The following is a 13,871-nucleotide window of genomic DNA, read 5'->3' on the forward strand; positions in this document are numbered from 1 at the left end:
TTGAGCAATCACTAAGTGCTGATTCTGTGAATATATTTCATATGTTGAAGAGTAAATAACCTATTTTATAAACTTAACACTAAACTCTATCATCGGATCGGTTTTACAATAGAAAGATGAAACGATCTAAATCCGATCCTTTTCGACTTTCCTAGCCAATATGAAAACTAGCTTATCAAGGTGAAAATATATTAATGTCAGTGTTAGGGCGTAGCCGTGCTTCAGCACATGAGCGTTAGCTCATAGAGGATGGTGATTTTCAAAAAGATGTTAATGCAATAGAAAGGAAACGGTGAAATAAAAAATAAATTACGCTCAGACATTACTGATCATTTTAATATCGAAACCCCATATGGCGATCATGAAAATCGCCCGGTTTCTCTATATCCTCTTAAGTATTATCTCTTACTTCTTGCAAAATTAAATTAAGACAAAATCGGCTTGTAGCCCTTGCGGTATAAGGCTTATGAAGAAAATACGCGACTGACCGTACAGTGAGTTTTCCTGACTCTGTGGTCAGTATTCCTGACTGTACAGTGAGCTTTCCTGACTCTGTAGTCAGTTTCTATGTCATTTTATAGACTAAAAATGACTGTGCTTTAAATTATAGTCACTGGAATACTTGCGCTTTTAAAAATATTTTCGCAAAAAACTTGATATCTGTTTTGTGCATGGTGTTTAATTTATTTTAAATAAAATAACAAGAGGTAAGAATAAAATGAATGAAATAGAAGTTGATTTAGATTTAGGCTTAAATCCTTTTTGCTTTGAGACCGAGCTAAAGATTGAAACAAGAAAAAGAAACCTGACTGTTTCAAGAGGAACAGAACTTATTGAAAGGAAGGATACCAGCAAAACTTATTTTGCCAATATCGTACATACCCAAGAGGTCGATAAAGAAGAGTTCATTAAACTCTACACCTCCCAGATAAAAGCGTACTTTGATTTAACGAAAACAGCTTACAAAGTGTTTTTTATCTTTTTACGTATATATCAGGATGCGATTGGAAAAGATCACTTTTATCTGAGTTGTAAAAAAGCAATTTCTCTCGCAGAAAAAATAGATCACTTTGCTTTGTCTGAGTCTATTTTTTACAGGGGGATAAAAGAACTTATAGAGAAACGTATTATTGCTAAAACTAATGAAAAAAACTGGTATTTCATAAACCCAGCCATTGTCTTCAATGGTGATCGTGCTCGCTTTGTGTCAGAGATTGTAAAAAAGAAAGAAGTGATGGAAGAACAACCCGAAAGTGTTACCAGCACTGACCGAAGAAATAAAAATATTAAAGAAGAAGATAGATCAATTGAGTCAGTCATAGAATACGTAAGTAGCCAAGAAGATATAGATTTGTTAATCGCAAGATTACAGGCTAAAAAGCACCAAGGAGCGATGATGAGTAAAAGCATGGGAGGATGTATCGCTGTTGAGGCAGTAACTCTTTTACCACCAGAAAAACCGTTAGATTGGGATAATATTTAAAGGTATTAACACAGATGATGTGTAGTGATTGAGTAAATAAGATGATCGGGAATGCTTAATATACAAGCGTTGTATGAAATATTATTTATACAACTTAAGTTAAATTTGATTTTTCTAAAACAAATATGGTATTAAAAATAAAACAAAAAGGAAAATCAAACAATGAATAATATTAAAATCATTGCGCTCTTTAACGCCAATGAAAACATACCATTTATGACCTGTATAGTTAAAGATGTTGAAGAGAATGAGTGCGGGATAAAACTTACTCTCGAAAATGACAATAACATCTTTATCAAAGATTACGGTTCATTCTTTCTGTCCGAATCAGCAGATGATTACGATAAGGCGCGAATGGTAAATGTGTATGGAAGATTGATTTCTGAACTCAGCCAAGTCAGTGAAGAGACAATAAAATCATTAATGTCAGAAAGCAAAACCTATAATATTCAGCATCCTAACACACTCTGTTAGTGTTCTGGATGATTACCATTACTGTGGCAGAGTAAAAGCTAGCGCACCAGACGAACCCGCATTAATGAATTTTCTTGGCCTGCAGGGTCTGCGTGAGGCCATAGCTGAAAATAACTTCTTATCTGAACTGGAAGCCTCTGGCGGTATCGTACTTCACACCGATATGGGCTATCCAGTTGCAGAATACAAAGGTACAGACATCAGAATAGCTATCGAGCCGATAAACCTTACCCATATGCGAGATCTGACCAATGGCTATGTGGTAATGTTCAGGAACGGTGAGTTAGGGCATGAGATTGAGGGCGATCTCTATGAGGCGTTATCTCAGGCTGTTGATAGGCTTAAGATCGCTGTTGTCGCTACAGATTAATTTAGGAAATATCAACTTTTAAAACATATCTTGGTACCGCTTTTTTATGACACATGGTACCTGAGAATTTGCTGACATTTATATAACCACCCATTTCAGTTCTACCTCGTAAAGTTAAAGTAGCCCCAGATGCAAATAAAACTTCTTTCTCGTGGCCTAAATTAGTTCCACTATGTCGGAAAACAAATACTTTTGTTTGAGGATTAATAACATTTAGAACTATCAGAGTTAGTGCATTCTCTTCATATGCTTTACCCCCCCAAAGTGCATTAGATTGAGCGACTACAGGGCATAAGGATGTAGATAGTGGCCTTTTCATTTTTAAAATTGTTCCGATAGGTTCATTATTAAAAATATTTCCACCATGAACTAGTTGTTGTTTTTGAGTGAGTAACTTCCCGCAAGAAATTATCTCTTCATCAACATCATCAAAATTCATGTCTCGAGAATAAGATTTTTGATAAAATGCCAGCGTTTTTGGTGTTCTTGAAGGCATCAGCTCTCGCCACTTTTTGTATTCATTAGAATTCGTTAAATTATTATCAATATGATTACCTAAATCATTAGAAGCGCTGCCTGCTATAATTAATCTTGCGGCATCATGCATGTTTTCGGCATATTGTATCAATTTTATATTTACTTTTGGCGATGAAAAATGTTTATTTTTATGATAGAAATCCATTAACTCATCATGTGTAGGGTCTCGTTGTTCCCATATTTCAAATCTGGGTGAGAATTGCTCAACAATTGGCAGGTAGATTGACATTTATTTTCTTAATCCATATGAGAAATAAATAGTAAAATAATGATATTTTATTTTCATGTCAAGCCATTCAAGTGTTAAGATATGTCGCCTATATCATTAACGAATGAATAACAATGTTTATTATTTTTTTGTGATGTTTTTGTATTATTTTGAAAATAAAAAAGAAAGTAACTTGACTTTTAGTGATTGATGTATTTTTTTTAAAAAAACTGTAGTCTGATATGATATTTATTATGATTCGTTTATTTTATTTGGCTAATAAATAACAGCATTAAAAGGCTATAATTCAGCAATAATAAAGCCAGAGTATATCCAGCTTCATTAGCACTATGATAATTAGATGACTCGTTTGGTTTTAATTAAATTAATCCAACAACCCACGAGAAACCTTACTCGCCGTCTGGCTGAAATTATATCGCTCAACAACATTACCTTTGAACCAGATCTCAAGCGAGTTCATGTGAGCCGTGTTGCTGTTCTTCAGCAGGGCCAATCCGGGAATGTAGTTCGAGATCTGGCTTTCGCCTGACATGCTGGAATAGGACCACATTTCCTGACCATCATTGGTGGCTCGCGTCTGAGGCTCACCGAATGCGTTAATAACATCTTGCTGGGTAGTTTTCCCTTTAACGATTTTTACTTTTACGGTTTGTTGGGATTCGTCTTTCAGGGATTTGTTGCCATAAGTAGTGCAAGCGGTAAGGGGCAGGATCATCAGTGCCGCGATAAACAATTTTTTCATGTTAACTCCATATGAACAGTAAAACGTAAAAATAGGCGTAAAGAGTTCTTAACCAGCGCTGTATTGTCGCTGGAGATCAAAAAAGTTTTGTCAATTGATAGTGAAAGAAGCCTATGACCTTTTTATCCAATCAGCTAATGGCATCTTTCATTGTGGCTTTCCCTGATGTTGCATTAATCAAAGCTATCTAAAGGCCATAAATCGACATTAGCCGCTTGTCTTATGGTTCAACGCTCTATCCCTTGAACTAGCTCGTAAACTGTCTGGTGGCCCTCTGGTGTACTTTACTCATTAACGATTCCTCTAGCAAGAAAATGATCGGTATTGCAGATCGATAATAACCTATTGATAGATTATAACGATTGAAGATGATTTATCGATCGGTATTTTAATTGGTTTTATCGATCGATGAAAATTTAACGATAGGTAATATCTATCGTTATTTTGTTTTTGATCGTTACAAACGATATGACGGACCACAAAAATAATTGAATCCTATCAATTGGTTAATCGGGTGGTTTTGCTTCGTTATGTCTGTCAAAGCAAGCTGTAACGGCTACTGGTACGCAGCAGGCTACCTCTACATAACAGCATTTTTGATTATCGGGATGGATAGGAATATGAAGAAGATTTTACTCGTTGCTGGCACAGCTCTTTTTCTGGCGGGATGTGGTGAGAAGGGCGACTTTGAAAAAGCGATCAACGCGAAAATATCACAATCAAAGCTGTGCTACTCCCTGCAGGGCAACGACATTGTATTCAACAAAGGTTTTCCGGTTAAGGTTAACCGTGGCTACCGTTCTGCCGGATACAGTGCCAGTGATGAAATCCTGAATGGTCTTGTTGAACAGGGGCTGCTCACTGTTTCACAACAGGCAAATGGCTTTAGCAATGTTGATGTTCTGGAAGTAACAGATAAAGGCCAAGAGGTTGAGTTTTGGGACCGTGAGAATGGTGCCTGTGTCGGTCATCGGGAAGTTTCTGAGATAAAGGAATGGACCGAACCGGGAAACGGTAATCAGAAAGTTGTTCGAGTGTCTTATACATGGAAATTGGCGGATGTTCCTTCATGGGTGGACAAGAAAACGTTCTCCAGCGTCAAGGGTATGAATGAACCTGAAGAGGGCATGATTAATCTTGTTAAAACCAGCAATGGCTGGAAAGCGATCTAAGGGGGCTATCATGGAAAACAATATAATCCAGTGTCCGTTTTGCCTGAAAGAAAGCCAGCGCGGTGTGCATGTCTGCACCGGCTGCATGGCGACTGTTTTATATGGAGCCTACCCCGGCTGGTATGCTTTCGTGGTTATATCATTGACCTTCGGCCTTTCTATACTAATCGGAATGTCTACAGGAATGGCGGGAGCTACCATCAGCCTACCAATAATTGCGGCTGTTGGGTTTATAGCTGGTAAGGCGATCTTCTCTGATAATGTTGTATTCAGGAGAAGGATGTAAAACCCCCTTACTGTAGATGCAAAGAAACCATGTCGGCGGATCTGTGCGTGGTTTTTTGCATAAAAAAAATATTTTTTATTCCAAAATAGCATACAAAACATGTTGCCTGACAGGCAACAACTAGCTATCATTTGACTATGGACGAACGAACTCGTTTGTCTTTGCTCTTTAAAAACCTCTAGGATCGGTAAAGGACTGAGTGAAACTTTCAGTCAACCATTTCTCCAATACGAGATGTGGCCCATGTCCCTCTTCATTGTGATCGTAGCTTAATGCGAAATGTATATTGCATTCGTATATCTACGATACGGCATTGTTTAATGCTGAAATGGCGGGGTATCCAATCAGTTGTGTTGGATGGGTGTTGGCTGGCTTTGTCTACGGTGTGCAACACGATCCACAAGACATTTTGGCGGGGATGCAAGTTGCATCGTGTTGTTAAAATGAGAGGTTTTTATGAAAGATGTTTTAGATACTTTGCGCCGAGTGCGTGAGAAGAGCAAACACACTGTAGACAATAGCTCTTTGAAAGAACTGGATGATGCGATTCTGACCCTTGAAAAGAGAATCGAGGGTAATTCTAAAGGCCACACAGCCTTAGATTATCTTTCTTATATCGCGAAGATATTTGCTTTAATTAAACTTCTGAGCGGTGATTCTGATTTTCATTGATATCTACCTACTAAGGGGATTTGTTATGTATCCATCTCCATTTTTTGAACGAGCAGCCAGCCATGTCAATCCCATTATCTGAGGTGCACTATGTTAGATATTGGTTCAACCATTAAACTATGCCGTGAAGCACGTAAGCTCACCTTACAAGAACTATCAGATAGAACAGATTTAACTAAATCTTATCTATCCCGTATAGAGAATAATCAAAGAGACCCTACTATTTCAGCGCTAGAAAAAATATCATTAGCGCTACATATCCCTCTAAATATCATCATCCTTCTTTCTGAAAATGAAGAAACAAATGATGAGTTTTCTGAAATCAATCATATGCTCAAAAAAACTATAATGGATACATTAGTTAATGCATAAAAATTGGAATTATTCAAATAGACCACTTGCTAATTTAGAGTCTCTATTCAAAATGCTGGAAACAAATGAAGAGAGGCTCACTTATCTTTTAAAAAACAAAAAAAGTTATTTCAAAATGGTACCGGTAATAAGAAAAGGTAAAAAAAGAACGACGTATAAAGTGGTTGGTGAATTATTAAAGATACATGAGCTTATTAAACAGCGTGTTTTTTCGAAGATATCACTTCCGAAGTATATTACTGGCGGTAGGAAAGGAGTCAGCTATATAGATGATTGTATATCTCACCGTAATAAATCAATTATTATTCAAGAAGATATGAAGGATTTTTTTCCTTCTATAAAAGAGGAGCTGATAGCTAAAGCATTTCAATATTACATGAACTTCTCTCCTGAAGTTTCATCATTAATAGCCAATCTATCAACACTTGAAGGCTCACTTGTTCAAGGAACTAAGTTAAGTACTGACATTGCCAACTTGATATTTTTAGAAGAAGAAGCTCTTATCAGTGAGGCAGTCGGAAAATTAGGCGGAAATTACACGAGATATGTCGATGACATAACTATTAGTTTCGAATCTGATGTTAATAATGAAGATATTTCAAAAATAAAAGCAATGATATTGTCAATGGCGCTCAAAAGTGGGGTTAGATTAAATAGGAAGAAATCAAGTATTTTGAGGAATGGTCAGTCCAAAATTGTACATGGTGTAAAAGTAATCAAAGAGCTTAGGCCAACACAAAAAAGAAAAGATAATATAAGGATGTGTCTTTTTAATTTGAAGAAAAAAGTGATTGAAAAAGAAAATGTTATGGATGTTCTTACGTTGTATTTTAAAATTAGAGGATTAATAAATACATTAAAGCAGCAAGGTGATAAAAATCATGCAGAGTATATAAAACATGCTAATCAGTTAGTAGCCGGTGTTGATAAAAAGGATGCAATAAAATTAATCAGGGAGATGAGGAAGGTTAAAGATATCAGGAAATTAAGAACATTATATTCAAAGTTAAAACCATTAGGGAATTCATCTAAAAGTGTATCTGCCATTTTGGATGTTGAATATAAAACCTGTAAATGTAAACTTAATAGCTAACTGATTGAGAAATAACGAGTGAATTATACTGGGTTTTCAGCAATTTATTACGGATTATGATTAATAGATAATAAAATCATTTATTAACACGATAGCTGGATGGTCTCAATCGTAGTAAATTATTTTTTTTATTTTCATTTATGGATGGGATAAGACCCATGTCACTATTGGTATTATTCTGCTCGTTATTCTGACGACTTGGGAAACGGCTGATCTCATCCGGTGTTGGCTTGTAGTCATCGTGGTTAAATTTAGCTTGTTTCTCATATTCAACGCGAGAAACACGATGGCCTAATACCTCATCAAAGACATAGTTATCAGCAATACGTTTATCATGTTCCTCACTGATAATATCAACTTTAGTTTTGTTCGTTTTAGCCCATATAAATTTATTCCTGATATAATCAACTAAAAGAGCTGTAAAGCGTTTAAAGATATTATCCTGACGTGGAGTAGTCTGTTTCCTTTTAACTCGCTCAGGGGCGTTTATGGATGCCCTGTTTTGGGTTTTAGACGAAGTATTTTCCAGAATAGTATTTGTTCCAGAATCAGAAATACTAACCGATGGTTTCTTACCAGTAGCAACCTTGCTGACTTTTGTTTTATCACGATAGGATTTTACGCCACGCATACGAGTATGAGGAGCTGGCGCTACCAATACAGGTCTTTGAGTTTCATCAGCAGAAGAGCCGGAGTGCGTTTCAGGTAATACAATTTGTTCTGGTTCGGCAACAACAGCTACAGTGAAGCTTCTGACATCAACGACGATTTCAAGGTCAAGTTCGCTGAAGGTCTTATAGATTTCAATCGCTTCCAGTTTGGCTACATCACGTACAGCCTGTTCTGCGGATCTTTGCTCCTGAGCTGCTTTATTACGCCATTTGGCGCTGTGAATGCGTTTCATGGCAGGGCGGTTTGTTTCAGCGGCTTTAGCAAGCCATAGCGCTTGTTCTTCATTGTCCAGAGTAGTCGCCGCATTGGATAGAGCTTCCTCATGCTGGGCCTGAAGGGTACGATGATCAATACGTTCTGATGAACCAGCAGCAGTAAGATAGCTGTTAGCCATTGATGCCCATGATTCACGCCAAAGGACAGACATTTTTCTGTCATTCCAGCTTCTTTCTTTTTTACCAAAGCCTTCCGGGCCTATGGTTTTTAATGTCAACATAACGTGAGCGTGTGGGTTAACGCTATCAAGATCATGAAAAGCGATATCGGCAATCATGCCTTTATCAAGGAAATTTTTCTGGCAGTATTCAAGGACAAGTTTTTTCTTGTCTTCATTATTTAACTCGGCAGGAATGGCAACGTCAAAATAACGGGCTGTTTGACCATTTTGTTGACGCTCGACTCTTTCAACTTCATTCCACAATGCTGTGGAGTCTTTTACAATATATTGAGGAGCATTAACGGGTGCTAATATGACATGTCCGTATAAATCGGTACGGCGGCTATAATCATAGGTATCACCTGTTCTTTCATCTGTTATACGTGTACGAGCATGATAAGCAGCCTTCGCAACGGAAGATCTGCCTTCACTTCGTTTCACAATTTTAAAATCCAGATGAAAAATAGCCATACAATAGAAACAACCCCAATATAAAATTAAATATCAAACCAAAATATAAATCTCCAATGCGACTATGCTGGTTTTAGTTTTTCGTAAGAAAAACTCTGGTGTTGACGTTGACCTTGGTTTTAGCCTGCGGCAGCAACCGTCGGTAGACCCCACACGCTCACGAAGTGAGTGTATAGGTGGGCATTGCTTTATTTTTATATCTCCTAAAGGAGCTAAAAATAACGACAATGTAAAAAGTTTTTCTATAGTTAAATAATAACGCTAGTTTCAATGCCTGTGAAATTAACAGGGCTAGAATCGGATAAACGGTTGAGGTAGAGTAATAATATTGAATGTTTGGGTTTTAGATAGCGCCCGCAAGGGCAAAAGTAGTTATTTTTTCTCCCGCCGTAAGGCGGGAAAGCGTAAATCAGATGAAAATATCAGATGCCTTTTTGTGTTGTACAATTCACTGGTTAAGGCTCAAAATCAGAGTTTAAAAACAACAGGTGAAACTGCTTTCATTGATTTGATAAAATAAGTAACGTGGAGAGTTTCAGATATTTTAAGTTAGTGGTTGCACTCGTTTGTGTTGCATTGTTTTATTTTGAGCTTACTGATATTTCATTTTTAAAACCAAAACACCATTTTTTCTGGATAAATACAATCATTAACAGGCAAGCCTGTTCAGCTATTGATTGTCTGGAACAATCATATCGCGCTGCATAATTTAATCTGGAATACAAAGCATTCAACCTTCTGCCTATGGTTTGACCTTTTCCCTTTTTAATTGTATTTCATGTTTTTGACAACTAAAAGGAAAAGTAATTATGAATACGAATGATAAAAACAGACAGCATAGAAAAGAAAAAACCATCAAGCAAAAAATAGCCTCAGCGCAGATGCGTTTGAATCGTCTCAAGACCAAAGAGAAATCTTTGTCCAAGAATGCTGAGACACGCTTGAAGATCATCCTTGGTGCTGAAGTAGCTAAAGCTATGGGCTGTAAAGTTGAAGATGTCGATAAGGAGTTTGTATTGGGGATATTATTACAAACTTCGAACATTAATGCGGATGCTAAAGCAAGAGTTAAATTACGAGGGAAAAGATTCCTTGAGGATATGGTTGGACGGCAGGAGTAATGACTCAAATGTATAACATAATGATAATAAAGTTTTTTGCAGCATTCAGCGACAGTTTTGCATTTAGAACTACAGAGGTGATTGTTCAAATAGTGTTCGTTTTTGAGATCGTGCTCAAGAAAATCTATGCGCTTTATGGTGTAGTTTAGCTTAGGTGATTTTTCATTAAAGTATTGTGGAGAAGGTTTTTTTGAAATTTGGCTTTTCCATGAAACCACAATCTTTTTTATTGAGGTGAGGTGGATGTTATGGATGAAGTCAATGTTGCTCAATATTTGAGAATGTCTACAGACCATCAGCAGTATTCAATATTCAATCAATCTCAATTCATAAGTAAATTCGCGTCAGAACATAAGATGAATATCATTCATACATATGATGACTCTGGAAAAAGTGGGGTTACGGCAAACCGAAGGCTGGCATTTCAACAGTTAATAGATGATGTGGTTGAAGGGAAAATAAATATTAAAGCAGTTTTAGTTTATGATATAAGTCGTTTTGGGCGATTTCAGAGTATAGATCAATTTGGATATTATACCCATCAACTTCAAATGCATGGTGTTGGCATCATATATTGTGCAAACCCTATCATTGAAGGTAATAGTGATTATGCTGATTTTCAATTATTCATAGATCGAAAAAAAGCTTCTTCTTTAAGTCGTGATTTATCACAAAAAGTCTTTCTTGGACAAGCTAATCTGGCTGGTCGTGGATATCACCAAGGCGGGCCTGCTGGATATGGTTTACGAAGAATGTTGATAGATGAAAACCATAAACATAAAGGGATACTTAAATATAGAGAGTGGAAAAGCATCCAGACTGATCGAATAATTTTAGTATTAGGGCCGGAAGATGAAGTCATAACGGTTAGATGGATATACGATCAATTCGTAAATAACTCTAAGCCAGAGAGGGTTATTGCGTCTGAGTTGAATAGAAGAGGGATTACTGCAGAGCATGGCACTAAATGGACCAGAGGAAAGATACACGAGATTTTAACTAACGAAAAGTATATTGGTCATAATGTCTATAACCGAACCTCTTCGCGTTTAAAGCAGCGTCTTATCCACAACCCACAGCATGAATGGATAAGATGTGAAAATGCTTTTGAAGCTATTATTTCTCCTGAGTTATTCTTACAAGCGCAGACTATTATTAGTAATAGAAGTATTCACCTTAGTAATGATGATTTACTTGGTAAACTCTCCGAGCTTTTTAAAACAAAAGGGAAACTATCCGGTATAATTATAGATGAAGATGATGATACACCATCCTCATCTGTTTATAGGAAACGTTTTGGTGGCCTATTACAGGCTTATAAATTAATTGATTATAAACCAAAGCATGATTATGACTATTTGCGAATTAATTCCTTGCTAAGAGAAAAATACCATAGCTTAGTTGAAAAACTCATTTTTGATATTACAGAACAAGGTTGTTATGTTAATTATGATGAGGAGTCTAAATTATTTACTATTAATGATGAAGTTAAAATGTCTGTAGTTATCTCCCGTTGTTTCATGAATAACACGAGAAAACGCTGGAGAATCCGGTTTGAGCGAAAGTTTAGCTATGATATTTGTATCGTTGTTAGACTCGATAGTCAAAACGTGAACACCAAAGATTACTATATATTCCCTTCAATTGAGTTATTAGATAATCAGTTTGTTTTTGAAGAGTTAAATCCTTACCAGTTAGAATTTTATCGATATGATGACTTAATACCTTTTTTGCAAATCCTTAAACGTGATGTTTTTTTAAAGGAATCCACTGATGAATGAATATGAAGAAATAAAGCTTATAGATATCTCAGAGATCAGGATCGTTAATCCACGTTCAAGAAGCAAATCTATTCACGATGAACTTGTTGAAAGTATAAAAAACATAGGGCTAAAAAAACCTATTACGGTTAGGTTATCTGACTCAACCTGTAAGACGTATGTGTACGATTTAATTTGTGGTCAAGGGCGGATTGAGGCTTATGAAATATTAGGTGAAAAACAAATCCCAGCAATAGTAAAGTCAGTAGATCATGAAGATGGTCATATCATGAGTCTTGCAGAAAATATTGCTCGAAGAAAACCACGTGCGACTGAGCTTCTCAACAGCATTATAGAATTAAAGAATAAAGGTTTTTCTGAGTTAGAGATTGCTAATAAAATTAGTCGTTCTAAAAATTGGGTAGCTTCTATTGTATCATTAAAAGAAAATGGCGAAGATAAATTACTTTCTGCTGTTGAGTCTGGCAGAATCCCGATATATATAGCGGTAGAAATATCAAGAGCTAAAGGAGTTGATATACAACACCTACTTTTAGAAGGCTTTAATTCTGGCGAACTTAACTCAAAGCAGATTGGTGCAATTAAAAGGATCTTATCTCAGAGAGAGACATCCGGTAAAGGAAGTGATAATAATTCTTTTGTTCAGGGGGTAAAAAAGAAGCGGATTACTTCTGATGAGTTAAAAGAACTTTATCAAGAAAATGTCAAAAGGCATAAAATTATTCATACAAGATCTGAGTTTACAATGTCTAGCCTAATGGTTGTTAAAGAGATAATGGTTAATTTATTAAGGAATAGAGAGTTTTCAGACCTTCTATCTGTTGAGAGCCTGAATTCTGTTCCTGCATTTATTCTGGATAATGTTGACCCCGAACGAGGTCTTGAAAATGAATAAACCTAACTTCGGTAATAAGTGTTTTATTATTAATGTTTCTGATCTGCTATATGGGAAAGAGTTGCCTATTAATGTGAAATCAAGCGTAAAATACTCTCAGATACTTTCCACGGTGAAAGCAGTTGGTATTATAGAACCCATAGTTATTTATATTAATAATTTGTCAGAAAAAATAATACTTGATGGTCACTTAAGAGTTGAAGCATCAAAGGATATAGGACTATCTACTGTGCCTTGTTTGATTTCTGAGGATGAAGAATCTTACAGCTATAACAAGTATGTCAATCGATTACCAGTTATTCAGGAATATCGTATGATATTACAGGCTGTGGATGCTGGTGTTTCAGAAGAAAAAATTAGTCAATCTCTGAATATATCAGTAGATTCACTCAGGGCAAAGTTTAGATTACTTGATGGGATTAGCCCGGAAACTACCGCTTTATTAGCAAATCAACATGTTCCTCAAGCAATATTCGCTATTTTACGTAAAATGAAACCAGAAAGACAACTGGAGGCGGTATCCACGATGATGAGTATAAATAATTTCAGTCGTAAATTTGCTCTATCATTATTACATTACACCCCTGATGATATGCTAATAAATCCGAAAGATTCGAAACTAAAGCAACAAGACATAGCAAAAAATTTTGCCAGAATGGAAAGAGAAATGGCTGCTATGGAAACGGAGACCAAGCAACTTGAAAATATATATGGTACAAACAATTTAAAGTTGGCAGTGATTATTGGCCATATTAAAAAATTACTTTCTAATTATTCGGTATTGAATTGGTTAGTAGATAATAATCCGGATTATTTAGCTCAACTAAAGAAAATTGCTGCAATCGACTCGTTGCCATTGTGCGAAGACGAAGAGTTGCGTTGAATATTAAATGGGCCACTATGAACAATGCATTATATGCTGTAGTGTGTTGTTCATAGTAGTGCTGCATAATTTATATATCTGAAAAATTCAGGGGAATATATTTGACAATTAATGTTTAATATTGTATTTAATAAGTGTTCCTTGAGAATATTCACTTCATAAAGTGTCTGGTTGCCCCATAT

Annotated in this window: 15 protein-coding genes; 12 read left to right on the top strand and 3 right to left on the bottom strand. The window is 36.1% G+C overall.

Annotated elements, in window-relative coordinates; genetic code table 11:
* Positions 1-718: 718 nt before the first annotated feature.
* From RTE01_RS19405 to RTE01_RS19415, 3 genes are all read left to right on the top strand, one after another.
* On the top strand, positions 719-1,483 hold the full coding sequence (locus tag RTE01_RS19405; protein WP_134526776.1) for a hypothetical protein: 765 nt from the start codon (positions 719-721) through the stop codon (positions 1,481-1,483).
* A 162-nt stretch (positions 1,484-1,645) separates the two neighbouring features.
* A complete protein-coding gene (locus RTE01_RS19410) occupies positions 1,646-1,957 on the top strand; it encodes a hypothetical protein (protein WP_134526773.1) in 312 nt (103 codons plus the stop codon).
* Positions 1,958-2,021: 64 nt separating this feature from the next.
* Positions 2,022-2,327, top strand: a complete 306-nt coding sequence (locus RTE01_RS19415; protein WP_122095476.1) for a hypothetical protein — start codon at positions 2,022-2,024, stop codon at positions 2,325-2,327.
* A 1-nt stretch (position 2,328) separates the two neighbouring features.
* On the opposite strand, the gene RTE01_RS19420 is transcribed toward RTE01_RS19415, so the two are convergent.
* Entirely contained in the window at positions 2,329-3,093 is a 765-nt protein-coding gene (locus RTE01_RS19420) for a hypothetical protein (protein ID WP_122095475.1), read from the bottom strand.
* A gap of 364 nt (positions 3,094-3,457) precedes the next feature.
* Positions 3,458-3,835 (bottom strand): putative periplasmic lipoprotein, encoded by a 378-nt coding sequence (locus RTE01_RS19425; RefSeq protein ID WP_141335279.1) that lies wholly within the window; start codon positions 3,833-3,835, stop codon positions 3,458-3,460.
* Between the two features lie 620 nt (positions 3,836-4,455).
* Between RTE01_RS19425 and RTE01_RS19435 the strand changes: the two genes are divergently transcribed.
* The 5 genes from RTE01_RS19435 to RTE01_RS19455 all read left to right on the top strand — a co-directional run bounded on the left by RTE01_RS19435 (position 4,456) and on the right by RTE01_RS19455 (position 7,430).
* Positions 4,456-5,007 (top strand): membrane lipoprotein lipid attachment site-containing protein, encoded by a 552-nt coding sequence (locus RTE01_RS19435; RefSeq protein WP_134526767.1) that lies wholly within the window; start codon positions 4,456-4,458, stop codon positions 5,005-5,007.
* Positions 5,008-5,017: 10 nt separating this feature from the next.
* Positions 5,018-5,293: a hypothetical protein gene (locus RTE01_RS19440; RefSeq protein WP_141335281.1), complete on the top strand. Its 276-nt coding sequence runs from the start codon at positions 5,018-5,020 to the stop codon at positions 5,291-5,293.
* 456 nt (positions 5,294-5,749) lie between these two features.
* On the top strand, positions 5,750-5,965 hold the full coding sequence (locus tag RTE01_RS19445; RefSeq protein WP_043015951.1) for a hypothetical protein: 216 nt from the start codon (positions 5,750-5,752) through the stop codon (positions 5,963-5,965).
* 90 nt (positions 5,966-6,055) lie between these two features.
* Positions 6,056-6,337, top strand: a complete 282-nt coding sequence (locus RTE01_RS19450; RefSeq protein ID WP_005969687.1) for a helix-turn-helix domain-containing protein — start codon at positions 6,056-6,058, stop codon at positions 6,335-6,337.
* A complete protein-coding gene (locus tag RTE01_RS19455; protein WP_134526764.1) occupies positions 6,330-7,430 on the top strand; it encodes a reverse transcriptase family protein in 1,101 nt (366 codons plus the stop codon). The genes RTE01_RS19450 and RTE01_RS19455 overlap by 8 nt, the downstream gene beginning before the upstream one ends.
* Before the next feature lie 76 nt (positions 7,431-7,506).
* Here the strand turns inward: RTE01_RS19455 and mobQ are convergent, their stop codons facing one another.
* On the bottom strand, positions 7,507-9,009 hold the full coding sequence (mobQ, locus tag RTE01_RS19460) for a MobQ family relaxase (protein ID WP_134526761.1): 1,503 nt from the start codon (positions 9,007-9,009) through the stop codon (positions 7,507-7,509).
* A gap of 809 nt (positions 9,010-9,818) precedes the next feature.
* Between mobQ and RTE01_RS19465 the strand changes: the two genes are divergently transcribed.
* The 4 genes from RTE01_RS19465 (at position 9,819) to RTE01_RS19480 (ending at position 13,689) form a co-directional block, all read left to right on the top strand.
* Entirely contained in the window at positions 9,819-10,130 is a 312-nt protein-coding gene (locus tag RTE01_RS19465; protein ID WP_134526758.1) for a conjugal transfer protein TraD, read from the top strand.
* A gap of 248 nt (positions 10,131-10,378) precedes the next feature.
* A complete protein-coding gene (locus tag RTE01_RS19470; protein WP_080070951.1) occupies positions 10,379-11,911 on the top strand; it encodes a recombinase family protein in 1,533 nt (510 codons plus the stop codon).
* The gene (locus tag RTE01_RS19475) at positions 11,904-12,806 is read left to right on the top strand and encodes a ParB/RepB/Spo0J family partition protein (RefSeq protein ID WP_023297920.1); all 903 of its coding nucleotides are present in this window, start codon (positions 11,904-11,906) and stop codon (positions 12,804-12,806) included. Before RTE01_RS19470 ends, RTE01_RS19475 begins: the two co-directional genes overlap by 8 nt.
* Positions 12,799-13,689 carry a plasmid partitioning protein RepB C-terminal domain-containing protein gene (locus RTE01_RS19480; protein ID WP_141335283.1) on the top strand — a complete coding sequence of 297 codons (891 nt, stop codon included), beginning with the start codon at positions 12,799-12,801 and terminating at the stop codon, positions 13,687-13,689. The genes RTE01_RS19475 and RTE01_RS19480 overlap by 8 nt, the downstream gene beginning before the upstream one ends.
* Positions 13,690-13,871 lie beyond the last annotated feature (182 nt).

Origin of the sequence: Klebsiella terrigena, assembly GCF_006539725.1 — a bacterium.
In the GTDB taxonomy this organism is placed as follows: Bacteria; Pseudomonadota; Gammaproteobacteria; order Enterobacterales; family Enterobacteriaceae; genus Klebsiella; species Klebsiella terrigena.